A 25,412-nucleotide genomic window follows, 5' to 3' on the forward strand; every position below is an offset into this window, starting at 1 on the left:
CTTTGCGAGTACGTTGATTCAGTGCTCTCGTGCCTTCGTGGCACACAGGCATGAGTCTGGAATCAAGCCGCCGCGCGGCACACCCATCGGGGCGTGCTGCGGCGTACGCTGGCTTCGGCTTGAAATCCGAAGGCAAGGCCTTCAGGTCATCACGCGCGGGAGTCTTGCAGCAGAGGGCTGCTATGTCCAAAGCCTATGGGGCGAGGCAACAAAAATGCCTCAGCGAGGAAAGTAACCTTTAATACAAAGTTGTGGCGTGCGTCAGAAAACGTTGCAATGTCTCTGACGGCCCATCGGGGTGTTGCTTGTGCAACACGTAGGTTGTGATGTGAAGCTGTTCAGCGAGTGGGCGCACCACGATGTCTTCTCTCTGAAGTGCGCGGATGTAGGCCGCATCGGCAATACCAACTCCCTGTCCTGCTGCCACTTGCATGATGTATCCTGCGAGCGTCCGAGACTCACCGGCGATCGTTGCTGAAACCCCGTAGTGCTTCAGTATCGCCTCCATTTGCTGATAGAGCCCGGGGTTGTGCGCCTCATTACACCCGATAGTGGGAAATGAAAGGAGATCGCCTAGCGACAACTCCTTGTGATCCGACAACTCATGATCAGCCGGAAGGATCGCCATTAGGTTACTAGTCCATGCGGGTTGCTGGGCTATGGCGCCGCTGTCTGCTAGACCAAATGAGAAGGCAAGGTCGATCCCCTCATTGTTTATAGCTGCACGCATCTCGGTTGCGTGCATGTCTGAAATTTCCAACGAGATATCGGGGGCAATTCTCCGCCAACTTGCGAGGCATTTGGCCAGTATTGGTTGGACTGCAGACTCATCAACGCCGATACGCAGCGGTTCTCGATGACGAACATCAACAGCTCTAACCGCGCGCTTGGTTCGCTCCAAGCGCACAAGGAGCTTGCGCGAATGATCGAGCAGCTTGACCCCGGCTGGCGTGAGTCGAAGGTTTCGCGGCATTCTAAGAAAAAGTGTTACCCCCCATCTCTGTTCCAAGTCCCGAATGGTGCGTGATAGTGGCGTCTGGTCGATGTGGATGCGTTCTGCCGCACGGCGGAAGTTCAGTTCCTCTGCTACCGCAATGAAATAGCGCAGATGACGTAGCTCAATCATTTTCAGTTCACCGAGCTACTCTTGAAAAGCACGCTCCGAAGCAACCAAAAGAGCAATACCAACTGCCGCCATGCGCACATACTGGCGGAAAAAATCCATGGCGTTACTCCAGGTTTTTTGTTTTGACAATTTAACTTAGTCAACCATATTCACTTCGCTCTCTAGTCCACTCGAGCACCCTGAAAGCGGCAGAGCAAAATTTCCTGGTTTCCGACTACATCGTCGAGACATGAGGGACAGGTATCTCATCGACTAGATAAGTCTTTATTTCTCCAATGAAGGTGGCTCCGTCGGCTAGGAGTCTTTGCATCTCAGCGGAGTGGTGGGCTTTCGTGAGCGCCTCCGCATCGTCAAACCACAATTCGGCGATGCCATCGGCCTCGAAGTTCATGGACGGAATGTCGTCCCGGAACTGTTCAGACAGGATGTGAGACTGCACATACCGGCGCAGCCCGGGTACATTGAACGCTAGAGGGCCATGCGTTTTTTCCCAATGCTCCACAAACGCCTCATGGCTCAGATGCTCCTTGCGCTTAAGCATTGCAATCATTTTGATCATGAAAATACCTTTTCTATGTATGGAACTAGCGGGGGACTGTTGGTCAGATCAGGCGCGCTCGAACACGGCTGCCATGCCCTGACCTCCGCCGATGCACATGGTTTCCAGTCCAAACCGCGCCCGACGCCGCTTTAACTCATGCAGCATACTGGTCAAGATGCGCACGCCAGTGGCGCCCACTGGATGGCCAAGAGAGATGCCTGAGCCGTTGACATTCAGACGGTCGTCGTCGCTCCAGCCCCAGGCCTTTTGCACCGCCAATACTTGGCACGCAAACGCCTCATTGACCTCCACCAAATCCATTTCATCCAGCGTGAGCCCGAGGCGCGCCAGCAGCTTGGCGGTCGCAGGAACCGGCCCGATGCCCATCGTGGCCGGATCACATCCCGCCGCAGCCCAGCCCACCAACCAGCCCAGAGGCTCCAACCCCAGCGCCTCCAGGTGCTCTTCTGCCACGACCAAACAGGCCGCAGCAGCGTCATTCTGTTGACTCGCATTGCCCGCCGTGACCACCCCGTTGGGGGTCAGAGGCTTGAGTCTTTCGAGCGAAGAAAGGCTCACATCGGACCGAACACCCTCATCGCGATCGAACAACACGGACGGCCCCTTTTTTTGCGTCACGGCTACGGGCACCACTTCTTCCGAAAACACGCCATCTCTCCATGCTGAAACAGCGCGTTGGTGGCTACGCACCGCGAACGCATCGGAAGCCTCCCTCGAAATTCCGTATTCACGCGCCAGATTCTCGGCTGTTTCAATCATTCCGGAAATGCGGCCAAACCGTTCAATGGGTTGAGACCGCTCACGGCCACGCTCTAGGCGGTCATGCATCTGCACCGAGCCAGATCGAGCACCCCAGCGCATGTGAGTGGCGTAGTACTCGACATTGCTCATGCTTTCCACGCCGCCGGCCAGCACAACGTCCGCCGCACCGCTTTGCACCATCATCGCGGCGGTCACTACGGCCTGCAATCCTCCCCCACAGCGTCGGTCGAGTTGCATGCCCGGCACCTCGATTGGAAGGCCGGCGTGCAGCGCCGTCCAGCGACCGATGCAAGGCGCTTCGCTGTTGGCGTAGGACTGAGCAAAAACAACGTCGTCGATACGGACTGGATCGATTCGGCTGCGTTCGACCACTGCACGGGCCACGGTGGCGGCCAGATCTTCTGCGGGAACGTCCCGCAGAAGGCCACCGAAGCGGCCCACGGGTGTACGAAGCGGAGAAACAATGGCGACGCGGCGCAAGCGCATGAGATGACCTTACTTAGGTTGACGAAGAAGAAGCCCCTGACCATCCGGTCCCATGTAGCGGAGTGTTTCATGGGCCTCACGCGCAAGGCGTTCGCGATGTTCGGGGGCTGCAATGTCCAGCATGCGACGCACGCGCTCAGCGAGGCTCCTTCCGCGCAAATCGGCTATTCCATGCTCCGTAATGACGAAGCCTGCATCGCAACGCGCGGTGCTGACTGGTCCACTCAGACGCGCAACGATGCGGCTGTGCGGTCCGGCGCATGCCGGGAGCGCAACGATGGGTAAGCCTCCGTGGCTGCGACGGGCTGCCTGAAGAAAGGCTCCTGCGCCACCAACGGCTCCTACATAGGAGCCGCTTGCGACTTCTGCATTTATCTGTCCCGTCAAATCGACCTCAATGGCGGAGTTGATCGCGACCAGGTTCTTGATGGCGCTCAGGACCGCCGGGTCGTGCGTGTACTCTGTCTTGCACAGTCGCAATGACGGGTTGCGATCGACGTACCGGTGAAGCTGCTCGCTGCCGATCAGCAGCCCCGCTACGCCCACCCCCGTGTCAATGGATTTGCGCGCGTTGGTCAGCGCACCGGATTGCGCAAGCGCGGCGACGCCATCGGTCGCAGCACCGCTGTGCAAACCAAGGTCGCGCCTGTCCATCAATGCGCCGAGCACCGCGTCAGGAACAGCACCGAGCCCGATCTGAAGCGTGGCGCCATCACCGATCAACGAGGCCGCGAACGCGCCAATGGCCCGCTCGCGCGCGCCTAGCGCGGGTGCACTGCGGCCCACCGCATAGGAAGCATGGACAAGCAGATCGAAGTCTTCGCGCGCAAGCGAGCACGCCCCGTTGGTCAAGGGCACCTGATCATTGATTTCACCTATCACCACGCGAGCAGAGGCCAGCGCGGCCGGCAGGTATTCCATGGCCAGCCCGAAGGAGTGGCGCCCGGATGCGTCGGCTGGTGACACTTGCAACATCAGCACGTCCACACGCAACGCCCCGTCGCGCACTAGCTGTGGCAGTTCCAGGTAGTGACAGGGAACGATATCGAGAACCCCGGCATCGGTGAGGCTGCGGTTGGTGCCGCTTCCGCAGTACGCCACGAAGTCCATCGCGTCCACATGCTCGGGCTGAATTAGGCCCGACTGGCCGATGCCGAGAAACACCCGGATCCTGGCGAATGCTTGGCGTTGTGCCACCAGTGCGGCCACCAAACTCTGAGGCTCGGCGCCAGCCTGTCCCCACAAGACGGTGTCACCAGGCCGTATGTAACGGGCGAGGTCCAGATCGGCATGAGGCACACTCACGATGAAACCCCTATGTGCGGCTGCATCGCCCGCACCGCTGCCTCAGCCAAGGTGCGGCGGGCCTGGAGCACAATCGGCACATCGATCATCGCGCCGTCAAGGGCGATCGCACCGGTACCTTGGGCTTGCGCCGCCTCGACAATCCGCCTTGCGCTAACGAGCTCCTCGTCCGAGGGGCGAAACGCCCGATCGACAATATCGACCTGGCAAGGGTGGATGCAAAGCTTCCCCCCCCAACCCCGTGCCCTGGCTTTCGAAGCAGCCGACGACAAGGCTTGCAGGTCAGTAATTTGGCGAGTCACGCCGTCAATCGGTGCTGGCAACCCCAGGACTCGGGAGTGGAGCACCATCAGGGCGCTATAGACATCCAGCGCAGCCTCTTCTGTCACGCCGAGATCGAGCATCAGGTCCACCGAACCGAATACCAGCCGCACAACACCGGGTACGCGAGCCACCTCTTCAATCGCGTGCACGCCCACGGCGGTCTCGATCAATGGAAGGAGAGGTTTCGATGGCAGAACGCGATGCACCCAGGCGATGTCTAGGGTGGACTGCGCTTTTGGCAGCATCAAGCCATCCACTACAGGCGCGTCGGCCAGCGCCAACTCGGCATCAAGATCCTGGGCATCGAAGCCGTTTATGCGGACCACCAACGACGGCCTCTCACCGTGAAATGGTTGGGCCAGCCACTCGGCCAGGCAAGAGCGCGCAAACGCCTTCCTTGCGGGCGACACCGCATCTTCGAGATCCAGGATCACGGCATCGGCGCCACTGGCGCATGCCTTTAAAAAACGTTCTGGGCGATCCGCTGGCACGAACAGCAACGTTCGTGCGCTTGCAAGGCGTGCTGTTCGGTGTGCGAGAAGGTGGTCCATCACGCGCACTTCAGAATGAGCGTGGCAAGCCGAGAACATGCTCCGCCACGTAAGCCAACACCAAGTTGGTGGAGATCGGCGCGACCTGATACAGCCGCGTCTCACGGAACTTCCGTTCCACGTCGTATTCGGATGCAAAGCCAAAGCCCCCGTGGAACTGCAGGCAGGCGTTCGCGGCTTCCCACGACGCATCTGCCGCGAGCAGCTTGGCCATATTGGACTGCGCACCGCAGGCCTCATTCGCATCGAAGCGGCGACATGCCTCGAAGCGCATAAGGTTGGCTGCTTCGGTGTTCACATGGGCTCGCGCGATCGGAAACTGAACGCCCTGATTCTGGCCAATGGGACGGCCGAACACAATGCGCTCCTTCGCGTATTGCGTCACCTTGTCGATGAACCAGTAGCTGTCCCCGATGCACTCCGCTGCAATCAAGGTCCGCTCAGCGTTGAGTCCGTCCAGGATGTACTTGAAGCCCTGCCCTTCATCTCCGATGAGGTTGTCTTCTGGAATCTCCAGGTTCTCGAAGAAGAGCTCATTGGTTTCGTGATTCACCATGTTCGGGATGGGACGCACTGTCATCCCGCTCTTCTCGGCTTGACGCAAATCCACCATGAAAATGGACATGCCTTCGGACTTCCTCTTCACTTCCACCAGCGGCGTTGTCCGTGCCAGCAGGATCATCGCGTCGGAGTGCTGGACACGGGAGATCCACACCTTTTGGCCGTTAACGACGTAGCGATCGCCCTTCTTGACAGCCGTTGTCTTGATCTTGGTCGTATCAGTGCCTGTGGTGGGTTCGGTGACTCCCATGGATTGCAGCCGCCATTCCCCAGATGCGATCCTGGGCAGATAGGACTTCTTTTGCTGCTCGGAACCATGGCGTAGCAATGTGCCCATGTTGTACATCTGGCCGTGGCATGCTCCTGAATTGCCGCCACTGCGATTTATCTCCTCCATGATTACCGAGGCTTCGGTGAGACCGAGACCTGAACCACCGTACTCCGACGGAATCATCGCTGCAAGCCAGCCCGCCTCGGTGAGCGCATTGACAAATGCTTCCGGGTATCCGCGCTCTTCGTCCACGCGTCTGAAATATTCCTGAGAAAAGTGACTGCACAGATCGCGGACTGCTTCGCGCAACTCTTCATGGGGGTCTCTTGTTGATTGGTTCAATTCTGTATCTCTCTAGAGGCTAGGTTAAAGGTGGACTGGACCGGATCGCTTCACGCCCAGTGGATGTCGGCGCGCATGGCCGCCGCGCCGCGATGGTCTTCGGTCCACAGGACGGCGTGATCCTCCTGCACAGGCGTGCCACAGAGGGCGAACAAGTTGCCATCAAACAGCGGCGCGCGCGCGCTGAATGAAAAATGGCTCGGTGTTTTGTCGGGGGCTCGCCTGGCTGCGAGGTCCAGCAGCAAGGTTGCCTGCAGCGGTCCGTGCACGACCAGACCGAGGTAGCCTTCGACGTCGCATGCAAAGGGGCGGTCGTAGTGGATGCGGTGTGCGTTGAACGTCAACGCGGAGTACCTGAAGAGCAAGGCCGGACTCGGCTCCACCGTCCTGCGCCAAGCCGGTTCGGTGCGTAGTGGCTGCGCGGCCGGGCGAGCGTCTGCTCTGGTGCCAGGGGCCGCAGCATGACGGTAGACGATGTCCTGCTCTTCTATGAGGAGCAGGCCCTCAGGGCCGTGGATTTCATGCGCCACGGTCACGAAGACCATTTGACCGGATTGGCCCTCCTTGGGGCGAACCGCAAGAATGCGCGACGTGCGACGCAGCGCATCGCCGACCCTGATCGGCGCACGCCAATGCAGCCTTCCCCCCGCCCACATGCGTCGAGGAAGTGGTACAGGCGGCAGGAAAGCACCGCGCTGCGGGTGCCCATCTGCACCGATCAGGGACTGCGGCGCGCAAGGCGCAAAAAACGCCCAGTGCCAGCCCGCGGGCAATGGATCGCCATCTGCCGGAGGTGCTCCTTCCTTATCCAAGGTGGCGTGAAGCATGGCCGCAGTCGCCGCGCTGGCGGCATCGAAAGTGGTCTCTTCGCGCCCTTCCCATGCGGCATACGCCCGCAGGGCTTCGAGGGATGTCGATGCGGATAGCGGGAGGTGGCCCGTGGTGGCCGTGGCTGTTTGGTGCATGTGCTCATCATGTGACTTCAGAGGCGACTCTGGAATTCGTCTTTCCGAACCGGTGACTTCCAGGTTACCGAACGCTCGCTGTTCGCGCTTGAGGCGAACACGGTGTTTTGAAAAGCGAAATTGCGGCCTTTGGCGGATGGCGACATTCTTCGGCCCAACAGCGCGAAGAGCGCACAGCAAGGAGCAAACATGATCGACAAGTTATGGCCCGAAGCAGAGACCGCGTTGAGAGACGTTCCCGATGGGGCGGTCATCGGTATCGGTGGCTTCGGTAATTCGGGCGTACCGGATGAACTAGTGAATGCCCTGATCGCCAGGTCACCGCGCAATCTCACGCTTGTCAGCAACAATGCCGGCGGTGGCGAAGTCGGTGTTGCCGCACTTCTAAAGGCTGGCCTCATTGCCCGGCTGGTGTGCTCCTTCCCAAGAGCCGCCGACTCCTACGTGTTTGATGAGCTGTACCGCAGCCGGAAGCTAGAGCTGGAACTGGTGCCGCAAGGCACATTGGCGGAGCGTCTGCGTGCGGCGGGTGCGGGCGTTGGCGGCTTCTACACCCCGACTGGCTACGGAACTCCCCTGGCCGAGGGCAAGGAAAGCCGCGTGCTGAATGGTCGGGGGCAGGTATTGGAGATGCCGCTGCATTTGGACTACGCCCTTGTGAAGGCTGAGCGTGCGGACCGTTGGGGAAACCTGACCTACCGGAAACTCGCCCGCAACTTTGGCCCAGTGATGGCCACGGCCGCGCGTTGCACCGTCGCTTCTGTCAGCGGTGTTGTTCCTCTGGGCGAGCTGGATCCCGAATGGGTGGTGACGCCTGGTGTTTACGTGCATCGGCTGGTGCAGCGGCAATCAGTTGCTGCGCAAAGGATCGCAGCATGACGCCCGAGGCTCGTGACCGACTGGCAGCGCGGGTCGCTCGAGACATTCCCGAAGGGGCCTACGTCAACCTGGGCATTGGCCTGCCCACGCTGGTTGCCAACCACATCCCCTTCGATCGGGAAGTCATCTTGCACAGCGAGAATGGAGTGCTTGGCCGCTGGAAGCGTCCGGAGGAAAGTGAAAGAGACGGTGACGTCATCAATGCCGGAAAAGAACACATCAAGCTGCTGGCCGGCGCTTCGTTTTTTCATCACGCAGATTCCTTTGCGATGATGCGCGGCGGCCATCTGGACTACTGCGTGCTTGGCGCTTTCCAGGTGTCCGAGTGCGGCGATCTCGCCAACTGGCACACCGGTGATCCTGAAGCCATCCCCGCTGTAGGGGGTGCCATGGATCTGGCAGCCGGGGCGAGAAAAGTTTATGTACTCATGCAGCACGTTGGAAAAGGCAATGTGCACAAGATCCTGAAACACTGCACTTACCCCCTCACGGGCATTGCGTGCGTCACACGTATCTACACCGATCTGGCCGTCATCGATGTTCGACCTGATGGCTTGACGGTCATCGAGATGTCGCCAGACGTCACCCATGAGCAGTTGCGAGAAGCCACGGGGGCTCCATTGACGTTCGATATCCCGACCGCAGCCGTCGACGATTCGGGCATTCCATCGCTCACCGGCTTTCCATAGCTCATTTTCTTCTGAAAGCCGCTCTCGCATTCCACTTACACACAAGGAGACAAAATGTTGAATCGATTTCGTGCCAAGCTGGGTTTTTTACTTGCTTCATTCCTGCTGGTGCCAGCTCAGGCCACTGAATACCCCACAAAACCTGTCACGGTGGTCGTCGGCTACTCAGCAGGAGGTCCATTGGACTCATTCATGCGCGCATTGGCACCGCGCTTGTCCGAGGCATTGAAACAACCGGTCGTCATTGACAACCGGCCGGGTGCGAACGAATCCATCGCTGCCCAAACGGTGGCAAAAGCGCCTGCTGACGGGCATACCCTATTGATGTCAACCGAAAGCCCGCTAACCCAAAACCAGTTCCTCTACAAAAAGTTAGCCTACGTAGCAGAGAGAGATTTTGCGCCCATCACGCAATTGGTTCATGTACCAATGGCTTTGGTTGTCCCCGCATCATTTCCAGCCAACACGCTGCCCGAACTACTCGCGCTAGCGCGCTCCAGAAAATCGAACCCTATCAACTACGGATCCACCGGAATGGGCGGGGTAACCCACCTGCCCATGGCCATGTTCGCCAAGAACAATGGCCTTGAGTACGTGCACGTTCCTTACAAAGGTGCCTCACCTTTGATCCCAGACTTACTAAGCAGCAATGTAGACGCGGCCTTTCTCGCTGTTTCGGCAGTGGCTCCCTACGTCATCGACCGAAGGCTCAAGGCATTGGTCGTGTCCGCTCCTGCGCGTGCAACAGCACTTCCACAGATCCCGACCTTCTACGAACTGGGCATTGAGGATGTCCAGGCAAGTTTCATCATGGCCTTAAGCGCCCCTGCCGGAACATCTCAGTTAATCATCGACAAGATCGCGGGATTGGCCCAAAAAATTGTTGCTGATAAAGAGTTCCGAGCCAAGTACATGGAGCCGTTTGCTTATGTTCCTGTTTCTTCAACTCCCGCCGAGTTCTCCGCCTACCTGGCAAAAGATCGCCGTGTCCAGGCAGAACGCATCCGTGTGTCCGGCGCGAGTCTCGACTAATGCTCCCCAATGAGGCAAGCACATGAGAACACTATCGCTACACGAGCTCCTTCGAAAGGCCTTGCCATGGTGAGCTGGATTGAAATCAATGGCACGTGCATCCGCTATGCCCGGCGACCGGGAGCGGGGCGACGCATGGTGCTGGTGCACGAGATGGGCGGAAGCCTTGAAAGCTGGGACAGCGTCGTCGCGTTACTGCCACCCGATGCCGATATCCTTTACTACGACGCGCGAGGCGCTGGCCTGTCCGAAAAGATGCACGACGGCTGCACGATCGACACGCATGTGGATGACTTGCACGCATTGCGCGCAGCAGTGGGGTTTGAGGGGCCAGCCGTGCTGATGGGCATTGCGGTTGGCGCCGCCATATGCATTCGCTACGCGGCGCGTTTCCCCGACTGTGTCAGCCACTTGTTGGCCCTCGCGCCAGCCTGCGGGGTTGCGCCGGAGCAACGGGAAGCAACGCGACAAAGGGCGCGCAAAATCGCTGCCGAGGGAATGCGCGGCGATGCGGCGGCCGTGTTCGAGCGAGCATTCCCGGCTGCTCTGCGCACAGACCCTGCGGCGTTTGCAACCTACCGATGCCGCTGGTTTTCCACCGATCCACGCAGCCTGGGTGCTCTCTACGCCATGCTGGCGGATCTGGATCTGACGCCGGATCTGCCACTCATGCCGAGGCGCTCGGTTTTCGTGGCCGGAACGCACGACGCCCTGCGACCTCCAGCAGAGATAGACCGGCTTGCGTCTTTCGCTCCACAGATCGAGGCCCTGCACGTGCCTTCCGGCCATTTCATGGCCATTCACAGCCCTCGATTGCTCGCCGAACTACTTACCCGGTACGCGGCAGAGGACACCACCGCAGCGTCGATATATGCTGGTTTCCGCGCCAATCCAGAACACCACATCGGCGATGTTGGTCACGCTGCATAGGCCGCGGTTACCAGACCCTCTCGAAAACCACAGGAGACCCGGACATGTTGTATTGCGTACGAATGGAAGTAAACCTTCCTCGAGATCTAGACCCAGAGCAGCTTCAGCAGCTGAAAGACCGCGAGAAAGCGCGCGCTTTGGAGCTACAACACCAAGGCAAGTTCCTCCACTTGTGGCGAGTCGTTGGCCGCTACGCCAATATCAGCATTTTCGATTGCTCCAGCAACGACGAACTACACGAACTCCTTAGCTCACTGCCTATGTTTCCCTACTTCGACATCGAAGTAACACCTTTGGCACAGCACCCTTCCTCTATTAAGTAGCCGCCCCTCGGTGAGCTGCCACATCCGACTGGAGACCATCCCATGATGGAAACGCGAATGATCGGGGATGTTCGCATCACCCGCATACAGGAATACTCCGGGCCCACCCACGCGCCCTCCTTTTTGTTACCAGATCTGCCTCAGAAAGTCCTGGAAGCCAGCGGCGACTGGATGGCGCCGCGACACTGGATCCCCCACATGAACAAGCTAGTCCTGACCGTTCAGTTGTGGGTGGTCCATGCGGGGTCAAGCATCATCGTCGTCGATACCGGCGTGGGCAACGGAAAGCCACGAGAAGGCATGGCGCGGATGCACCGGCTCAACAACCTGGTTCTGGAATGGCTCGAAGCAGCAGGCGCTCCCGCCGACAAGGTCACACATGTCGCCCTGACCCACCTGCACATGGACCATGTAGGCTGGAACACGCGCTGGCTCGACGATCGCTGGACCCCGACCTTTCCGAACGCTCGCTACTACCTACCCCAGGACGATTTCCTCTTCTGCGAATCGGGTCGCAACAAGGAAGAAGGCATGGATGTTTTTGGCGCATCGTTCTTCGACAGCGTCATGCCAGTGGTGGATGCGGGCCTTTCCGTGATGATGAAACCCGGCATTGAGATCGCAGATTGTCTGACGGTGGAGGCGGCGGAAGGCCACAGTCCGGGACAGGTGGCGTTCCGGATCCGGTCGCGGGGCGAAGAGGCGGTTTTCTGTGGCGACATCTTCCACAACCCGATCCAGATCGCGCAGCCGCACATCAATTCCGGTTACTGCATCTGGCCAGAACAGGCTCGCACCACGCGCATGGCGTTCCTGGAACGTGCCGCCGAACGCGAGGCCCTGATCCTTCCAGTCCATTTTGGCGATCCTTACGCTGGCTTCATCCGGCGCGAAGGCAACGGCTACCGCTTTGAACCCGTCAAATGGTAAGGAGCACCAGAATGCCTTGCTCCCTGCTTGTTCGCCTGGCGATACTGATCTCAAGCGCGTTGTACGTGATGGCGTACGCGCAGGTGTCCGGCGCCGAATACCCGAAAAAACCCGTCCGAGTCATCGTTCCCTATTCGCCCGGTGGGCCGACCGATGTGCTGGCACGCGTGTTCCTCAAAGAACTGTCGGAAAGCCTTGGCGCCCCCATCGTCGTCGAGAACAAGCCGGGAGCGAGTGGCCTCATCGGCTCTGATGCTGTCGCCAAGGCCGCGCCGGACGGCTACACATTGTTGGTTAACCCCTCCATTCACGTCATCAACCCCAGCGTCTATAAAAAAATGCCATACGACGCGTTGCGGGACTTCGCCCCTGTGTCGCAGATCGCCGATGTGCCACTGGTGCTGGTCGTCAAGAACGAGTTGCCCGTGCGCTCCGTCCAGGATCTGATTGCCTATCTCAAGGCAAGCAAAGGGCCGACGAGCTTCGCCTCCTCCGGCACCGCCGCCGCACCTCACTTGGCGGGCGAGTTGTTCAAAATCCGGACTGGAACACAGCTGCTGCACATACCGTACAAAGGCAGTGCTCCAGCACTAACAGACCTACTGGGCGGGCAAGTGGACATGATGATCGACTCGTTGCCCTCTTCCATGCCGTTTATCCAGTCGGGAAGGCTCCGGGCGCTTGCTGTTACCACGCCCAGGCGCATTGCAGCCTTGCCCGATGTTCCAACCATGGCCGAAGCTGGTGTTTCTGATTTCCACGTCAGCACTTGGTACGGTTTGTGGGCACCGGCCCGCACTCCTCGCGCCATCGTCGAAAAACTCGCGAAACACATTGGCGGTGCGCTGGCCACGTCCTCCGTGCAGGTGCGCCTGGCAAGCCTTGGTGCCTTGCCTGTGGGGTCCACACCCGTCGCGTTCACAAGCTTCATTTCCGCCGAAAGCGGGCGGTGGAAACACGTCGTGGAAGCGGCCGGGATACAGCCGGAATGACGAGGTCCGTTCCCAGTATTGACCAGCAAGAGGGAAACCAGGCTCATGAAAATTGAATCCATCCAAGCCATCATCGTGGACCTTCCCATTGCCAGGCCGCACAAGCTTGCGATGGCAACGTTGAACCGGCATTCGCTGCTTGTGGTCCGTATGGAAACGGATCTTGGCATCGAAGGGCTGGGTGAACTCTCGGTGATTCCTCATTACAGCGAAGAATCCATCACGGCAGCCAAGGCCGTGATTGATGACGTGCTGGCCCCCGGATTGATCGGTCAGGACCCACGCCGGATCGAGAACGCTCTGCTGAAGATGGACAGGCTGATCAAAGGCAACTACTACTCCAAGGCTGCGCTGGAAATGGCCTGCGTGGACATCACGGCCAAGGCTTTGGGCGTTCCGGCTTCGGCCTTGTTTGGTGGACGGACGCAGGAACGCCTGCAGATGCTGTGGGTGCTCGCCAATGGCCAGGTCGACCTGGATGTGGCAGAGGCCTTGCAGAAGCTAAACCAGCGCACGCATCGGCTGTTTCTCGTGAAAGTGGGCAGCGGTGACGTGCGCGAAAACGTCGCGCGTGCCATTGCCGTCAAGGCCGCTCTCGGCGAGGATGCGGCCGTGCGGGTCGATGCCAATCAAGCGTGGGATGAAGCCACGGCCGGTTGGGCCATTGGCGAATTGCAGGCGGGTGGCATTGAAGTCGTTGAGCAACCCGTGCACCGCGCCAATGTCGCAGCCATGCAGCGCCTGACCGCTACCTACACGCTTCCGATCATGGCGGACGAAGCGGTGGTGACCATCGAGGATGCGCTTGCGTTCTCCAGCTCTCATGCCTGCGATGCATTGTCCCTCAAGGTTAGCAAGCACGGTGGCATGACGCGGACCAAGGAGGTCTCCCACATCGCCAGCGCAGCAGGCATCACGTTGTTTGGCGGGACCATGCTGGAAGGCCGGATCGGAACCTCGGCCTGCGCGCAGTTGTTTTCCACCCTGCCATCGCTGCCTTGGGGATGCCAGTTGTTCGGCCCACAACTGCTCTCGGACGATGTGGCTCGCGTCGATCTGCGGTACGAAGACTATGCGCTGGTGCCCCCCTCGGACCCAGGGCTGGGGGCCGAACTCGATTTGGAGAAACTCGCGTTCTATCGCCGTTCAGCGTAAGTGGTCGGTCTCGCCTCCACGGCGAGACCTGCGCTACGCGGATTGCTGGTATCTCAGAAGGACACTGGTCGCGAACTCGCGTGCAAACAACGGGAGCGAAGCAAACTCCTTGGCGCACAGGTAGTAGTCACGGCCGGCCCATGGTTCCGCCAAAGTGCATATCCCGATCGTACCCAGGGTATTCAGGCGCGTAACAACCATCTCGGGGACGATACCAAGCCCCACACCGGATTCAACCAATCGGACAATCGCATCAAAGCCTGCGACCTGCACCCGGACCTTGATCGAGCCGTGCACCTTCAACGCATGCTGTCGCAAGAACTCCTGCGTTGCGCTGCCGTCCAGCAAAGCGACGAATTCGTAGCCAAGCAGCTCCTTGAACCGCACTGACTCCTGTTTGAGAACGGCATGGCCAGCCGGGGCAATGACGACTAGGCGGGACGTCGCGAAGCGCTGAAGCTCCAGGTTGTCCGCAGGGACGCTTCCGGAAATGATGCCGAGGTCTGCAGCCCCCTCGCGCACAGCCCGAACGGCTTCATCGCTCAGCCGTTCGCGCAAATCGATCTGCACGTTCGGATGAAGGCCGAGATACTCCTTGAGCACCGGCGGAAGAAATTCGGTGATCGCCGTGGTGTTGGCATGCACCTTCAAATGTCCCTTCACCCCGGCGCCAAATGCCTGCAACTCGCTGCTCAGCAACTCCAGGTTGCCGAGTACCTTGTGCGCATAAAGCAAGTACGCCTTGCCCGCCTCGGTCAGCGAAACCCCTTGCGTAGTGCGCTGCAGAAGCTTGACCTTCAGGCTCTCTTCCAGATTTTTGATGCGCTGACTGGTCGCTGGCACAGAAAGGAATGATCGGGCCGCGCCACGCGTCAGATTGGACTCTTCGGCAATATTGGTGAAGATTCGGAAATCTGTTAGGTCGTAATTCATGGCGAATGCTCCGGGAGATCAAGCAAGCCGCCGCGCCTCCCGCCATCGTCGGGGGAGCACGTCTGTACTCGGAATTCCATTCTATTTCACGCGCTTTCTTCGCAACCCTGGTTTTCCGGAGCCGCGACCCTGGCGAGTGAAGCGACGGCACGTGCGGTGTCGCCACGGCCAGGACGATGCTGCTACGCCGCCGCATCGATGGGGAAATGTCCGATGGGCTCCTATCGAAGGCGATGGCTTCGATGTGGGTATCCGACCCATGTCTCCCGTGGGCTTAATAAATTGCCGGGTTCGACACCGTAAGTGGTGGAGAGCCCGTAAAGCCCTCGCTCAGCGGGCTGTAGAAGTAGAAGGTGATTTTCCGTGACACGAACTTCCACTCGCCGTCCACCTTGACCATGACGTCGTCGTAATGACCCGCCGATACATAGGACTGGCCCTGTGTTGTCGAGATGTATTCCATCGAGATACGGCCGACAGCCCTATCGCCATCGATCGCAACGGTCCCATTGGTACAGAAGTGCCAGAAGCGCTCTGCAATCTTCGGTACCTCCAGACTAAAGAAGCGCATGAGCGCCTCTCGGCCCTGTACCTTGGAGAGGCCTTCGAACACGCCATCTGGTGTGAACAGTGCAATGAATGCAGGCCAGTCCATATCGTCGAGGAAGTGGCAGTAACGGGCGCGGAGCTGGCCGATGGCCAGTTCATCTTCAATACGCACGATTCGAGCTTCGAAGTTCATGTTTCAGTCCAAGGTGGCGCCAGACACTTTCACGCGTTCCTCTTGCACCACCCGATCGGCGACAAGGTAGGCGGAAAACTCCGTCGGAGAAGAGCCCACTTCGGTGAACGCAAAGGGGTCCATAAACCGCTCGCGGAACGACTTGTCCTGCATGACTCTCTTTGATACGGATGCGAGCTTCTCTGCAATCGGCTGGGGCGTGCCTTTGGGTGCGACCATGCCGATGATAAAGTTGGCCCTGATATCGCGAATGCCCAGCTCCTTGAAAGTGGGCACGTTGGGCAAGCTCGCAGCACGCTTGTCCGCGTAAACCGCAAGTGCCTTCAGCTTCTTCTCGTTGATGTGCTGCTGCAGGAAGGACACCGCCAATATCGTGGCATCGACATGCCCGACCATCAAGTCCGGCAGAATGGGCGCGGCCCCTTTGTAAGGTACGTGAGACCATTTAAAGTCTTCGTTCTTGGCCAGCATGGCCATGGGAAGGTGCGTCACCCCGCCTACGCCACCCGAAGCGTAGGCGATCGGATTCTCCTGACGCTTCCTCGCCACTTCCAAGAACTCCTTCAGTGTGTTAGCAGGAAAGCCCGGGCTGACCGCAAGCGTCATCGGAACGCTCACAAGTTGGCTGACAGGCATCAAATCGATCACTGGGTTGTAACCCAGCTTTTTGTAAAGAAACTGATTCTGAGTCAGTGGTGCTTCGGTAGACACAAAAATCGTGTAACCATCCGGCTGCGCCCGAGCGACGTGCTGCGACGCGATGATCTCGTTCGCACCCGGTTTGTTGTCGATGATGAAACTCTGCTTCAGCTCCTCTGTCAGTCTCTGCCCCAAGGCACGCGCAAAGGCGTCGACAGGTCCCCCAGCGGGATAGCCAACCACGAGCGTGACGGGTTTAATGGGATAGGTCTGGGCAAACGCGCTACCCGCAATAACGGCCGCGATGATTCCGCCACCGGTGAGAAGCCCCTTGATCATCATTTGTCTCCGTATCTTTATTGCGACCACCATCTAGTGGACTTGAGAATCCTATGCAAGTGGCCTGCGGAGGTCCATTCAGATTGCCGGAACACGTCGTTTCGATCGGCAAGGACGGCTAAGGTAGAACTCAAGTATCCAAAGCATTTGAATCGCTGCGGATTGGAACTAACCTTAGATGTTGGAAAAATGGACTGAGCCCGGTCTAGTAGCCAAACCCCTGCTTCAAGGGAAGGTCTGCAAAACCTCCCCCACATGAGTAGCAGCCAGTGCCAGGCATTAAAGACAATCCCACATGGATCAATTCACCCTGGGCCCAGACCCGCTGCCCAAGAAGACCCCCAAGGAGGTCTTCCTTGACGAGATGAACCAGGTCGTTCCCTGAGCGACTCTGGTGGCCCTCATTGCCCCATTTGCCCGCGGTGCGCACTAGACCATTGGCGGTCGTCCACCGTTTCCCATCGAGACCATGCTGTGTATCCAACGCCTGCAGCTGCAGTGAAACCTGGGCGATCCGGCCATGGAAGAAGAGCTGAACGAGCGATCTCTGTATCGCCGCTTTCAGGCCTGGACGGCGCAGCACGCATGCCCGACGAGACCACCATCCTGCGTTTCCGCCATTTGCTAGAGAAGCAGTGAAGCCCCAGCTGGCACCCCAGGCGCTGGCTGCCATCAATACCGGCTTGACCCAGCAGGACCTGACTGTTGATTTCCATGCAATCCTGCCCCACCGGGGATGCGGACAAAAACTTGGACTCCCAGGAGGTAGTTCCTGTATTCCAACGAAGACCGAATCCGGGCAGTGAGTTCTATGTCAAGCTGGACAAGCGAGTCAGACTCACAATCCGTCAGCTAGGTTACCCCACCAAGAATTCCTTGAAGGGCTGGTTCCGTAAATACGAGCAACGTCTTGATTTGCAAGCCGGCTACGCAGGTCGAGAACCCAAATTCTCACCGACTCAGAAAGCTGTGGCGATCTTTGAGTCGAACCACCGCTGCTACGGCTATCGCAGGCTGCAGGCCTCTCTCTCCAGGCAGGATATGACCATCTCCAAAAAGGTCGTGCAGCGGTTGATGAAGAAAGAGAGCCTAGTGGTTGCAAAGCCCAAGCAGCGGCAGAATGCGCCCTTCCTTTGGCGAGATCAGCCCAGCACCGGAGAACATCATCAACCGTGACTTCCAGGCTGCAGCGTCGAACGAGAAATGACCGACGGACACCACAGAGTTCCAGATACCGGCGGGCAAGGTCTATTTGCCGCCCATCATCGATTGCTTCGGTGGGATAGCGGTGAGCTGAACCATTGGCGCGGGCCCGGACGCTGAGCGGGTCAACACCATGCTGGGCGCTGCCATAGAGACGGTGCCGAAAACAAAAGAACGACCAGTGGTCCACTCCAACCGCGGAGGACACTACCGCAGGCCAGGGTGACTATCGAGAATGGGTGAGGCAAACCTACCCGCGCGATGTCCCGCAAGGCCTACCCGCTTGACAACGTGGCGTGCGAGGGCTTTTTCAGTCGGCTGAAGAATGAGCCGCTTTATCCTCAGGACAGGAAAGGCATGACCATCGAGCAGTTCATTGGGGTGGTCGACTGGTACATCTGCGGGTACAACGAGAAGCGGATCAAGATCTCCCTTGACCCTCTCAGTCCCATCGAATACCGGGTGAGCCTTGGCTTTGCGGCATAAAACCGGTACAAGTTTTTATCCGCACCTCATCTGGGGGGTTAGTGGGTCACTTCCGCGTAGAAATCTACAAGGTAGGCGCTGAGACGCCCAAACGACCTGCAACATCGGGCACGGTATACCCGCGCTCAACAACCTGTTTGACTGTTTCATCCTTGAATTCCAGCGTAAACCTCGGAGTGCTCATCGGACTCCCTTCTATGCTCCATAGGATAAGCGGGGTTCGCCTACCGGACCAGGGGCAGTTAATATCATTAGTTAATTTTCAACGCAACCGGCCGCAGCCCAATCATATTTGTCTATACCAAAGACCGCGTTCCAAATATCCACATTCCTGCAGCTCTGCGATATGGGCACACTTCCCTCAATCCGTGCAATGTTCTTTCCAACAATCCAAGTTGGATAGCATGAGCCGTACAGTCGGGAGACAGAGATGAAAAGACTATTGTTATTGAGACTATTGACGATTTTATCGGTGACCATCTGCTTTACGGTTAAGGCGCAGCTGCACACTTACCCTTCAAAGGCAATAAAAATTATTGTGCCTTTTGCTCCAGGAACAGCCACTGACACGTTGGCGCGTCTAGCAGGACAGCATCTTTCGGCAGCCCTCAAACAGCCAGTGATCGTGGAAAATAAGGCCGGAGCCAATGGGCTTATTGGTGCCGAATCTGTCGCTAAATCAGCGCCTGACGGCTATACGCTGCTGTTCACAACCAACACGACCCAAGCAGCCAACCCAGGCCTCATGAAAAGTCTTCCATACAACCCAGCCATCGATTTTTCACCCATATCTATGATAGGGAAAGGGTCTTTTGTTTTGGCGGCACTGCCGAGTGCTCCATTTGGCACCTTGCCCCAATTAATCGCATACGCAAAAGCACACCCAGGGGAAGTCAGTTACGCCACCGCTAACAGTTCGGGCATTGTCGCCGGCGCCATGCTGGGATCGAGCGCAGATCTAAAGTGGGTGCATGTACCTTACAAAAGCGGGCCCGGCGCGATTGCAGACACGCTAAGTGGGCAAGTAAGTACGATTTTCGTAGATTTGCAGTCTGCTCTTCCATATCTAAGGTCAGGGAAGCTAAAGGGAATTGCGCAAACATCGGCAAAAGCCCACCCTAACTTGCCTGAAATTCCCGTGCTATCGAGCGCGCCAAACATGTCCGGTTTCGATTTAAGCTACTGGATGGCTGCTTATGTGCCAGCAGGCACTCCCTCTAGCGTTGTTTCGGTACTGAATCGCGAAATAGTCAAATTCGCACAGCGAAGAGAGGTGGTAGATCGGTTCGCAGTTTTAGGATTCTCAGTTCTCAGCAGCTCGCCAGCAGAGCTCGGACAGTTCACAGCCAGTGAGACTCTGAAATGGAAGTCCATGATCGATGCGGCGGGCCTTGTTCCCGAATAGCCCAAACGCCGTTGCAGATGGTGGGCGCTTTGATTTTGGTATTTAGAGGTGCCAGTTTGCTTTTGCTAGACATAGGGTTTCCAGAAATTTAATAGCACTGCTGCATTTGACAACAATAGTGTCAGGAAAATTCGGCACTACAGCCTGTCAGATAACAGCAGGAACCCTCAACGCGCCTCGTGTGTACGCCGACCTGCTAAGTCACCGACGATCCACATACAACTGCAGATCGCTGCTGGTCCATAAGCCGCCCGATCGTCGACCTTCAGAGCTCTGCGGTGAGACCCCGCCCGTTGTCTAGCATCCCGAAACGCCCGTTGACCAGCAATACGTTACGCCGGTAGACGCCGGACACGCGCTCGCCATCCGCCACCCGCCGAGCCGACAGGCCTGTATCGCCGGTAATGCTGCATGGTGCCGCATCAAGGTCCCGCTGACACTAGCACCTCGTGCGAGCCGCCCCGCCAATCAATGGGCACACTAACCAGGTCGCGCCGATCACCTGCGCTTGCTGCGAGATGGGTAGGTGTGACTAGCGCGACTCGCTGCCACAAATCAAACTTTAGGCGTCGTACTAGCGCGTGTGCTCGCGCAGGCTAACCGGTGCGGCGAGGCTCTCCCAGGCAGCGCCAGTGGGCTGCGACGGTCGTCTGCGCGATCGTCGCAAACGGATCGCGCGCGTGGCAAAAGAATGTGAAGGTCGACGATGGTCTTGTCCGCGGCCCACTCCTTGGTCGCGCCACGCGCCTCGACCACTGCGCAGGCGGGAAACTGTTCGAGTTCGGTGCCGGCCATCGGCGCTGTGCAGGGCACGCTGCGATGAATGCCATCGAGCAGCGGGCCGCCTCGCTCCTGGAATTCGTCGGCCCGGCCCTTGTCACTCACCGGCTGAACTGCCGCACCCAGCGTCTCGGCCGCCATATCGCGCTGCTGCGCTGTCCGCACTATGTCGCCACGCTCGCCCATTGCGCGCAGCGTGCATCGATGTCCGGCCACCACCGCCCCCGGGGTAGTTCGCTCAGGATTCGAACAAGACCATTTCGAAGAGCTGCTGCAGCCGCCCATAAGTAGCGCACGCGGCTCGCACTCAGCATCGCAGGTCGCTAGTTCTACCAGGTGGCCGCGCGGCTGATAGGGCTGTAACAGCAGGCCGCAGTTTAGATCGGTCTAGAGCTCTTGATCCGTTTCACGCGTCAGGCTCGCACTGCCCTCCCGCTCGGTATCAAGGGCCAGCCATTCGGTCGCCAACGCGCTCGCGAGCAGTCGCACACCGTTGTCAGCCGGGAAGAAAAGGCACGACTAGTTTGATCGAGCGGGAGGGCCTGGCGCCCTGCACTCAGTACATGCACGATGTGGGCAATGAGAGGCCTGTTCAACTAGGGTATCTGGCCTCCACTCAGGCTCGTCGTTGGAATACTCAAAGGGCGCCAGCGTCACAAGCGCTTTTGACCACGAAGCAGTCAGCGCCCCAGCTCCTTGGCGCTCACCCCCGCAATGCCCCAGTTTTCCTTGGGCACGTCGTGGATCCAGACGCGCACGTTGGCCGGCGGCGCGCCCACGGCATCGACGAGGGCCTGCGTCACCTTCTCGATAACGGCCTTCTTCTGCTCCTCGGTGCGGCCCTCGATCATGTAGATCTGTGCAAATGGCATGGTGCTTGGTCCTGTCAGAAAGGGTCAGTCCGCCCTGATGCCCAACTTGCGGATCAGCTCGCCCCAGCGGCGATTCTCCGCGCGGATGAAATCAGCGAACTCCTGCGGCGACGTGACCCGCAGGTTGCCTGAGATGTTGTCGAACGCCTGCTGCGCCTCAGGCGACTTGGCCCCGGCCTCCCAGGCGTCGTGCAGTCTGGCCACGATGGCCTGGGGTGTGCCCGCGGGGGCCACTAGGCCGAACCAGGTCTCCACGCTGAAGCCGGGGTAGCCGGACTCAGCGATCGTCGGTACCTCGGGCAACGCCTTGGCGCGCTGCGGCGAGGTGACGGCAATGGCCTTGAGTTTGCCCGCCTTGATGTGCTGCAAGGTGGTGGCCAGCGAGCTTTCCATGCTCATAGTGATGGTGCCGGCCAGCAGGTCGGGCACGATCTGGCTGGAGCCCTTGTACGGCACGTTGGTGAGCTGAATACCCGCCACCGACTGCAGCAGTTCGGTCGCCAGGTGGTTGCTGGTGCCGATGCCCGAGGTGGCGTAGTTGAGCTTGCCGGGATGGGCCTTGGCGTAGGCCACCATGCCCTTGAGGTCGTTAAACGGCACGCTGGGGTGCACGACCAGCGCGCAGGGAGTTGTGCCGACCAGCGAGATCGGCGCAAAGTCCTTCTCGATATTGAAGGGCACGCTGGCGTACAGGTGCGGCGCAATGGCCAAGCTGCTGATGGCCGTGAGGCCGATGGTGTAGCCGTCGGGCGCGGCCTTGGCCACTGCGTCGGTGCCGATGTTGCCGCCCGCACCCGCCTTGTTCTCGACCACCAACTGCTGGCCTAGCTTGTCGCCCATGGCCTTGGCAGCCGTGCGCCCCATCACATCGGTGGGCCCACCTGGCGGGAAGGGCACGATCATGCGCACCGGCTTGGCGGGGTAGCTGGCCTGCGCCCAGGCGCCTGCCGGCAGGGCTGCGCCCAGTGCGGTCAGGGCGCTTGCCGTGATGAAGTCTCGTCGTTGCATGGTTTGCCTCCTGTTGTCGTTCTGTGTGAAAGGCCCGGCGGCTCAGGCAAAGCGCAGCGACACGCTGCCCATGCCCTGCACGCGCAGGCATACGCTGTCGCCCGCCGCCACGGCCACAGCCTCGGTGGCGCCGCCCGACAGGATCACGCTGCCGGCGGGAATCTCCTGCCCGCGCCGGCCCAGATGATTGGCCAGCATGGCAATGGCTGCGGCGGGGTGGCCCAGCACGGCCGCGCCGGCGCCCAGGGCCACGGGCTGGCCGTTCTTCTCCAGCACCAGGCCCACGGTGCGCAGGTCCACATCCTCGGGTCGCATGGCACGGCCGCCGACCACAAAGCGCGACGCAGAAGTGTTGTCTGCCACCACGCTCTTGAGGTCGAACTTGAAGTCGCGGTAGCGGCTGTCGATCACCTCGATGCCAGGCATCACGAAGTCGGTAGCGGCGAGCACAGCGCCGATGTGGCAGCCCGGCCCTTTGAGCGCGCGCTTGAGCACGAAGGCGATCTCGGGCTCCACCTTGGGGTGAATCAGTTCGGACGTCTTGACTGCCGCGCCCTCGGCAACGGTGTAGTCGTCCACCAGGAAGCCGAACACCGGGTCAGTCACGCCCATCTGGCGCATCTTGGCGTGCGAGGTGAGGCCCGCCTTCAGGCCCACCAAGCGTGCGCCGCGCGCCAGCTTGCGCGCCAGGATGGCGTCCTGGATGGCGTAGGCATCGTCCCAGTCCATCTCTGGGTGGTCGTCGGTGATCTTGGGGGTGTCCTTGGCTTGCAGCTGGCAGTTCTCCAGGTGCTCGGCCAGTTGTGCAATGGTGCTTTGTGCGAGTGCCATGGGTGCGGCTCCATTCAGGCGCTGATCTGCAGGCCGCGTGCGCGGGCCATGGTCAGTGCGGTGTCTTCGATCATGTCTTCCTGGCCGCCCACCATGCCGCGGCGGCCCAGTTCGACGAGCAGGTCGCGTGCGGGCACGCCGTATTTCTTTTCGGCGCGCTTGGCAAACAGCAAGAAGCTGCCATACACACCGGCGTAGCCCAGCGTCAGCGCATCGCGGTCGATGCGGATGGGGAAGTCCATCAGCGGCACCACTAGGTCGTCGGCCACGTCCTGGATCTTCCAGACGTCCACGCCCGTCTGGATGCCCATGCGGTCGCACACGGCCACCAGCACTTCCAGGGGGGTGTTGCCTGCGCCCGCGCCCAGGCCAGCGGCGGCCGCGTCGATGCGGTTGGCACCTGCCTCGATGGCGGCGATGGAGTTGGCCACACCCATGGCCAGGTTGTGGTGGCCGTGAAAGCCCAGCTCGGTCTCTGGCTTGAGGGCGGCGCGCACGGCGGCCACGCGCTCCTTGACCTGGTCGGGCAGCAGGTAACCGGCCGAGTCAGTCACGTAGATGCAGTTGGCGCCGTAGCCTTCCATCAGCTTGGCCTGCTTGACCAGGCCGACGGCGTCGTTCATGTGCGCCATCATCAAGAAGCCCACGGTGTCCATGTCCAGCTTGCGCGCCATGGTGATGTGCTGCTCGCTCACATCGGCCTCTGTGCAGTGCGTGGCCACGCGGATGGTGTGCACGCCCAGGCCGTGCGCCATCTTCAGGTGATCCACGGTGCCGATGCCGGGGATCAGCAGGGCCGAGACCTTGGCCTGCTTCATCAGGGGGATGACGGTGCCCAGGTACTCTTCGTCGCTGTGCGCCGGAAAGCCGTAGTTGACCGATGCGCCGCCCAGGCCGTCGCCGTGGGTCACCTCGATCAGCGGCACGCCCGCCTGATCCAGGCCCTGGGCCACGCTCTTCATCTGCTCCAGCGTCATCAGGTGGCGCTTGGGGTGCATGCCGTCGCGCAGCGTCATGTCATGCAGGGTGATTTTTTTGCCGTTGAGTGTCATGGCGTGCTGCTCCTTCAGGCGGCGACGTGTTGGAGTTGGAGATTGCCCGCGAGGATTTCCTCGGCAAACATCTCGGCGGTGCGTGCGGCGGCGGCGGTCATGATGTCCAGGTTGCCGGCGTACTTGGGCAGGTAATCACCCAGGCCTTCGACTTCCAGAAAGACCGAGACGCGGTTACCGTCGAACACCGGGCCGTTCACCAGCTTGTAGCCCGGCACGTACTTCTGCACCTCGGCGATCATGGTGTGGATGGACCGGGTGATGGCCTCGCGGTCGGGCTCGCCCTCGGTCAGGCAGTGCACGGTGTCGCGCATGATGAGCGGTGGCTCGGCCGGGTTGATGACGATGATGGCCTTGCCCTTCTTGGCTCCGCCCACGCGCTCGATGGCGCCCGCTGTGGTGCGGGTGAACTCGTCGATGTTCTTGCGCGTGCCCGGGCCCGCCGACTTGCTGGAGACGGTGGCGACGATTTCGCCATACGCCACCGGCTGCACCCGGCTCACCGCAGCCACCATGGGGATGGTGGCCTGGCCACCGCAGGTGACCATGTTGACGTTCATCTCGCGCTTGCCGATGTGTTCCTTCAGGTTCACGGGCGGCACGCAGAACGGGCCAATGGCCGCGGGCGTGAGGTCGATCATCATCGCGCCCTCGGCATTGACCTTGCGCGAGTTCTCAGCGTGTACATAGGCGCTGGTGGCGTCGAACACGATCTGCACGCCATCGGCCTTCATGTGCGGCACCAGGCCGTCCACGCCTTCGGCGGTGGTCTTGATGCCCATCTCACGGGCACGCTTGAGGCCGTCGGACTCGGGGTCGATGCCCACCATCCACACCGGCTCCAGCACGGGGCTGCGCTGCAGCTTGGCCAGCAGGTCAGTGCCGATGTTGCCGGGCCCGATCAGGGCGCACTTGATTTTTCGTTTCATGGGAAATC

At 59.8% G+C, this 25,412-nt stretch carries 25 protein-coding genes and 4 pseudogenes; 11 read left to right on the plus strand and 18 right to left on the minus strand.

Annotated elements, in window-relative coordinates:
- Positions 1-238: 238 nt before the first annotated feature.
- The 7 genes from OIN59_RS17640 to OIN59_RS17670 form a co-directional block, all read right to left on the minus strand.
- Complete coding sequence (locus OIN59_RS17640; protein ID WP_274112371.1) at positions 239-1,126, minus strand: LysR family transcriptional regulator; 888 nt, start codon at positions 1,124-1,126, stop codon at positions 239-241.
- A gap of 214 nt (positions 1,127-1,340) precedes the next feature.
- Positions 1,341-1,685 (minus strand): EthD family reductase, encoded by a 345-nt coding sequence (locus OIN59_RS17645; RefSeq protein WP_274112372.1) that lies wholly within the window; start codon positions 1,683-1,685, stop codon positions 1,341-1,343.
- Positions 1,686-1,733: 48 nt separating this feature from the next.
- On the minus strand, positions 1,734-2,930 hold the full coding sequence (locus tag OIN59_RS17650) for an acetyl-CoA C-acetyltransferase (protein WP_274112416.1): 1,197 nt from the start codon (positions 2,928-2,930) through the stop codon (positions 1,734-1,736).
- Between the two features lie 15 nt (positions 2,931-2,945).
- On the minus strand, positions 2,946-4,235 hold the full coding sequence (locus OIN59_RS17655; protein WP_274112417.1) for an acetyl-CoA hydrolase/transferase family protein: 1,290 nt from the start codon (positions 4,233-4,235) through the stop codon (positions 2,946-2,948).
- Between the two features lie 2 nt (positions 4,236-4,237).
- Positions 4,238-5,116: an HpcH/HpaI aldolase/citrate lyase family protein gene (locus tag OIN59_RS17660; RefSeq protein WP_274112373.1), complete on the minus strand. Its 879-nt coding sequence runs from the start codon at positions 5,114-5,116 to the stop codon at positions 4,238-4,240.
- Positions 5,117-5,126: 10 nt separating this feature from the next.
- Positions 5,127-6,290: an acyl-CoA dehydrogenase family protein gene (locus OIN59_RS17665; RefSeq protein ID WP_274112374.1), complete on the minus strand. Its 1,164-nt coding sequence runs from the start codon at positions 6,288-6,290 to the stop codon at positions 5,127-5,129.
- A 50-nt stretch (positions 6,291-6,340) separates the two neighbouring features.
- Positions 6,341-7,435, minus strand: a complete 1,095-nt coding sequence (locus tag OIN59_RS17670; RefSeq protein WP_274112375.1) for an FAS1-like dehydratase domain-containing protein — start codon at positions 7,433-7,435, stop codon at positions 6,341-6,343.
- A gap of 9 nt (positions 7,436-7,444) precedes the next feature.
- Between OIN59_RS17670 and OIN59_RS17675 the strand changes: the two genes are divergently transcribed.
- The 8 genes from OIN59_RS17675 (at position 7,445) to OIN59_RS17710 (ending at position 14,185) form a co-directional block, all read left to right on the plus strand.
- Positions 7,445-8,134, plus strand: coding sequence for a 3-oxoacid CoA-transferase subunit A (locus OIN59_RS17675; RefSeq protein WP_274112376.1), 690 nt, complete (start codon positions 7,445-7,447; stop codon positions 8,132-8,134).
- Positions 8,131-8,823, plus strand: coding sequence for a 3-oxoacid CoA-transferase subunit B (locus tag OIN59_RS17680; protein WP_274112377.1), 693 nt, complete (start codon positions 8,131-8,133; stop codon positions 8,821-8,823). The genes OIN59_RS17675 and OIN59_RS17680 overlap by 4 nt, the downstream gene beginning before the upstream one ends.
- A gap of 54 nt (positions 8,824-8,877) precedes the next feature.
- Positions 8,878-9,855 carry a Bug family tripartite tricarboxylate transporter substrate binding protein gene (locus tag OIN59_RS17685; RefSeq protein ID WP_274112378.1) on the plus strand — a complete coding sequence of 326 codons (978 nt, stop codon included), beginning with the start codon at positions 8,878-8,880 and terminating at the stop codon, positions 9,853-9,855.
- Positions 9,856-9,921: 66 nt separating this feature from the next.
- Positions 9,922-10,785 (plus strand): alpha/beta fold hydrolase, encoded by an 864-nt coding sequence (locus tag OIN59_RS17690; protein WP_274112379.1) that lies wholly within the window; start codon positions 9,922-9,924, stop codon positions 10,783-10,785.
- A gap of 44 nt (positions 10,786-10,829) precedes the next feature.
- Entirely contained in the window at positions 10,830-11,108 is a 279-nt protein-coding gene (catC, locus tag OIN59_RS17695; protein ID WP_274112380.1) for a muconolactone Delta-isomerase, read from the plus strand.
- Positions 11,109-11,150: 42 nt separating this feature from the next.
- Positions 11,151-12,038, plus strand: a complete 888-nt coding sequence (locus OIN59_RS17700) for an MBL fold metallo-hydrolase (protein ID WP_274112381.1) — start codon at positions 11,151-11,153, stop codon at positions 12,036-12,038.
- Between the two features lie 11 nt (positions 12,039-12,049).
- Positions 12,050-13,030 (plus strand): Bug family tripartite tricarboxylate transporter substrate binding protein, encoded by a 981-nt coding sequence (locus tag OIN59_RS17705; RefSeq protein ID WP_274112382.1) that lies wholly within the window; start codon positions 12,050-12,052, stop codon positions 13,028-13,030.
- Between the two features lie 45 nt (positions 13,031-13,075).
- Positions 13,076-14,185 (plus strand): muconate/chloromuconate family cycloisomerase, encoded by a 1,110-nt coding sequence (locus tag OIN59_RS17710; RefSeq protein WP_274112383.1) that lies wholly within the window; start codon positions 13,076-13,078, stop codon positions 14,183-14,185.
- 33 nt (positions 14,186-14,218) lie between these two features.
- Here the strand turns inward: OIN59_RS17710 and OIN59_RS17715 are convergent, their stop codons facing one another.
- From OIN59_RS17715 to OIN59_RS17725, 3 genes are all read right to left on the minus strand, one after another.
- Positions 14,219-15,118: a LysR family transcriptional regulator gene (locus OIN59_RS17715; RefSeq protein WP_274112384.1), complete on the minus strand. Its 900-nt coding sequence runs from the start codon at positions 15,116-15,118 to the stop codon at positions 14,219-14,221.
- Between the two features lie 274 nt (positions 15,119-15,392).
- Positions 15,393-15,860, minus strand: coding sequence for a nuclear transport factor 2 family protein (locus OIN59_RS17720; RefSeq protein WP_274112385.1), 468 nt, complete (start codon positions 15,858-15,860; stop codon positions 15,393-15,395).
- A 3-nt stretch (positions 15,861-15,863) separates the two neighbouring features.
- Positions 15,864-16,838 (minus strand): Bug family tripartite tricarboxylate transporter substrate binding protein, encoded by a 975-nt coding sequence (locus OIN59_RS17725; protein WP_274112386.1) that lies wholly within the window; start codon positions 16,836-16,838, stop codon positions 15,864-15,866.
- Positions 16,839-17,133: 295 nt separating this feature from the next.
- Between OIN59_RS17725 and OIN59_RS17730 the strand changes: the two are divergent.
- Together OIN59_RS17730 and OIN59_RS17735 are read left to right on the plus strand one after the other, a co-directional pair.
- A pseudogene (locus OIN59_RS17730) lies at positions 17,134-17,468 on the plus strand (transposase); the annotation flags it as partial.
- A 342-nt stretch (positions 17,469-17,810) separates the two neighbouring features.
- Positions 17,811-18,527: pseudogene (locus OIN59_RS17735) on the plus strand (IS3 family transposase); the annotation flags it as partial.
- Between the two features lie 67 nt (positions 18,528-18,594).
- On the opposite strand, the pseudogene OIN59_RS17740 reads toward OIN59_RS17735, so the two are convergent.
- A pseudogene (locus tag OIN59_RS17740) lies at positions 18,595-18,711 on the minus strand (transposase); the annotation flags it as partial.
- A 246-nt stretch (positions 18,712-18,957) separates the two neighbouring features.
- Between OIN59_RS17740 and OIN59_RS17745 the strand changes: the two are divergent.
- Positions 18,958-19,932: a Bug family tripartite tricarboxylate transporter substrate binding protein gene (locus OIN59_RS17745; protein ID WP_274112387.1), complete on the plus strand. Its 975-nt coding sequence runs from the start codon at positions 18,958-18,960 to the stop codon at positions 19,930-19,932.
- 265 nt (positions 19,933-20,197) lie between these two features.
- Here OIN59_RS17745 and OIN59_RS25385 read toward each other — a convergent pair.
- The 7 genes and pseudogenes from OIN59_RS25385 to OIN59_RS17775 all read right to left on the minus strand — a co-directional run.
- A pseudogene (locus tag OIN59_RS25385) lies at positions 20,198-20,356 on the minus strand (DUF3363 domain-containing protein); the annotation flags it as partial.
- Between the two features lie 131 nt (positions 20,357-20,487).
- Positions 20,488-20,997 (minus strand): DUF3363 domain-containing protein, encoded by a 510-nt coding sequence (locus OIN59_RS17750; RefSeq protein WP_274112388.1) that lies wholly within the window; start codon positions 20,995-20,997, stop codon positions 20,488-20,490.
- A 395-nt stretch (positions 20,998-21,392) separates the two neighbouring features.
- On the minus strand, positions 21,393-21,584 hold the full coding sequence (locus OIN59_RS17755; protein ID WP_013517254.1) for a 2-hydroxymuconate tautomerase: 192 nt from the start codon (positions 21,582-21,584) through the stop codon (positions 21,393-21,395).
- 24 nt (positions 21,585-21,608) lie between these two features.
- Positions 21,609-22,592, minus strand: a complete 984-nt coding sequence (locus tag OIN59_RS17760) for a Bug family tripartite tricarboxylate transporter substrate binding protein (RefSeq protein ID WP_274112389.1) — start codon at positions 22,590-22,592, stop codon at positions 21,609-21,611.
- 42 nt (positions 22,593-22,634) lie between these two features.
- Positions 22,635-23,423: a 2-oxo-3-hexenedioate decarboxylase gene (dmpH, locus tag OIN59_RS17765; protein ID WP_274112390.1), complete on the minus strand. Its 789-nt coding sequence runs from the start codon at positions 23,421-23,423 to the stop codon at positions 22,635-22,637.
- A gap of 14 nt (positions 23,424-23,437) precedes the next feature.
- Complete coding sequence (gene dmpG / locus OIN59_RS17770) at positions 23,438-24,475, minus strand: 4-hydroxy-2-oxovalerate aldolase (RefSeq protein ID WP_274112391.1); 1,038 nt, start codon at positions 24,473-24,475, stop codon at positions 23,438-23,440.
- 14 nt (positions 24,476-24,489) lie between these two features.
- Positions 24,490-25,404 (minus strand): acetaldehyde dehydrogenase (acetylating), encoded by a 915-nt coding sequence (locus OIN59_RS17775; RefSeq protein ID WP_274112392.1) that lies wholly within the window; start codon positions 25,402-25,404, stop codon positions 24,490-24,492.
- Positions 25,405-25,412 lie beyond the last annotated feature (8 nt).

The organism is Acidovorax benzenivorans (assembly GCF_028680575.1).
Classification (GTDB): Bacteria; Pseudomonadota; Gammaproteobacteria; order Burkholderiales; family Burkholderiaceae_C; genus Acidovorax; species Acidovorax benzenivorans.

Excerpts from the sequence above, each read along its gene's own strand:
- OIN59_RS17640 (WP_274112371.1), bottom strand. The coding sequence starts at position 1,126 with ATGATTGAGCTACGTCATCTGCGCTATTTCATTGCGGTAGCAGAGGAA.
- OIN59_RS17645 (WP_274112372.1), bottom strand. The coding sequence starts at position 1,685 with ATGATCAAAATGATTGCAATGCTTAAGCGCAAGGAGCATCTGAGCCAT.
- OIN59_RS17660 (WP_274112373.1), bottom strand. The coding sequence starts at position 5,116 with ATGGACCACCTTCTCGCACACCGAACAGCACGCCTTGCAAGCGCACGA.
- OIN59_RS17675 (WP_274112376.1), top strand. The coding sequence starts at position 7,445 with ATGATCGACAAGTTATGGCCCGAAGCAGAGACCGCGTTGAGAGACGTT.
- OIN59_RS17680 (WP_274112377.1), top strand. The coding sequence starts at position 8,131 with ATGACGCCCGAGGCTCGTGACCGACTGGCAGCGCGGGTCGCTCGAGAC.
- OIN59_RS17685 (WP_274112378.1), top strand. The coding sequence starts at position 8,878 with ATGTTGAATCGATTTCGTGCCAAGCTGGGTTTTTTACTTGCTTCATTC.
- OIN59_RS17690 (WP_274112379.1), top strand. The coding sequence starts at position 9,922 with ATGGTGAGCTGGATTGAAATCAATGGCACGTGCATCCGCTATGCCCGG.
- catC (WP_274112380.1), top strand. The coding sequence starts at position 10,830 with ATGTTGTATTGCGTACGAATGGAAGTAAACCTTCCTCGAGATCTAGAC.
- OIN59_RS17700 (WP_274112381.1), top strand. The coding sequence starts at position 11,151 with ATGATGGAAACGCGAATGATCGGGGATGTTCGCATCACCCGCATACAG.
- OIN59_RS17705 (WP_274112382.1), top strand. The coding sequence starts at position 12,050 with ATGCCTTGCTCCCTGCTTGTTCGCCTGGCGATACTGATCTCAAGCGCG.
- OIN59_RS17710 (WP_274112383.1), top strand. The coding sequence starts at position 13,076 with ATGAAAATTGAATCCATCCAAGCCATCATCGTGGACCTTCCCATTGCC.
- OIN59_RS17715 (WP_274112384.1), bottom strand. The coding sequence starts at position 15,118 with ATGAATTACGACCTAACAGATTTCCGAATCTTCACCAATATTGCCGAA.
- OIN59_RS17720 (WP_274112385.1), bottom strand. The coding sequence starts at position 15,860 with ATGAACTTCGAAGCTCGAATCGTGCGTATTGAAGATGAACTGGCCATC.
- OIN59_RS17725 (WP_274112386.1), bottom strand. The coding sequence starts at position 16,838 with ATGATCAAGGGGCTTCTCACCGGTGGCGGAATCATCGCGGCCGTTATT.
- OIN59_RS17745 (WP_274112387.1), top strand. The coding sequence starts at position 18,958 with ATGAAAAGACTATTGTTATTGAGACTATTGACGATTTTATCGGTGACC.
- OIN59_RS17750 (WP_274112388.1), bottom strand. The coding sequence starts at position 20,997 with ATGGGCGGCTGCAGCAGCTCTTCGAAATGGTCTTGTTCGAATCCTGAG.
- OIN59_RS17755 (WP_013517254.1), bottom strand. The coding sequence starts at position 21,584 with ATGCCATTTGCACAGATCTACATGATCGAGGGCCGCACCGAGGAGCAG.
- OIN59_RS17760 (WP_274112389.1), bottom strand. The coding sequence starts at position 22,592 with ATGCAACGACGAGACTTCATCACGGCAAGCGCCCTGACCGCACTGGGC.
- dmpH (WP_274112390.1), bottom strand. The coding sequence starts at position 23,423 with ATGGCACTCGCACAAAGCACCATTGCACAACTGGCCGAGCACCTGGAG.
- dmpG (WP_274112391.1), bottom strand. The coding sequence starts at position 24,475 with ATGACACTCAACGGCAAAAAAATCACCCTGCATGACATGACGCTGCGC.
- OIN59_RS17775 (WP_274112392.1), bottom strand. The coding sequence starts at position 25,404 with ATGAAACGAAAAATCAAGTGCGCCCTGATCGGGCCCGGCAACATCGGC.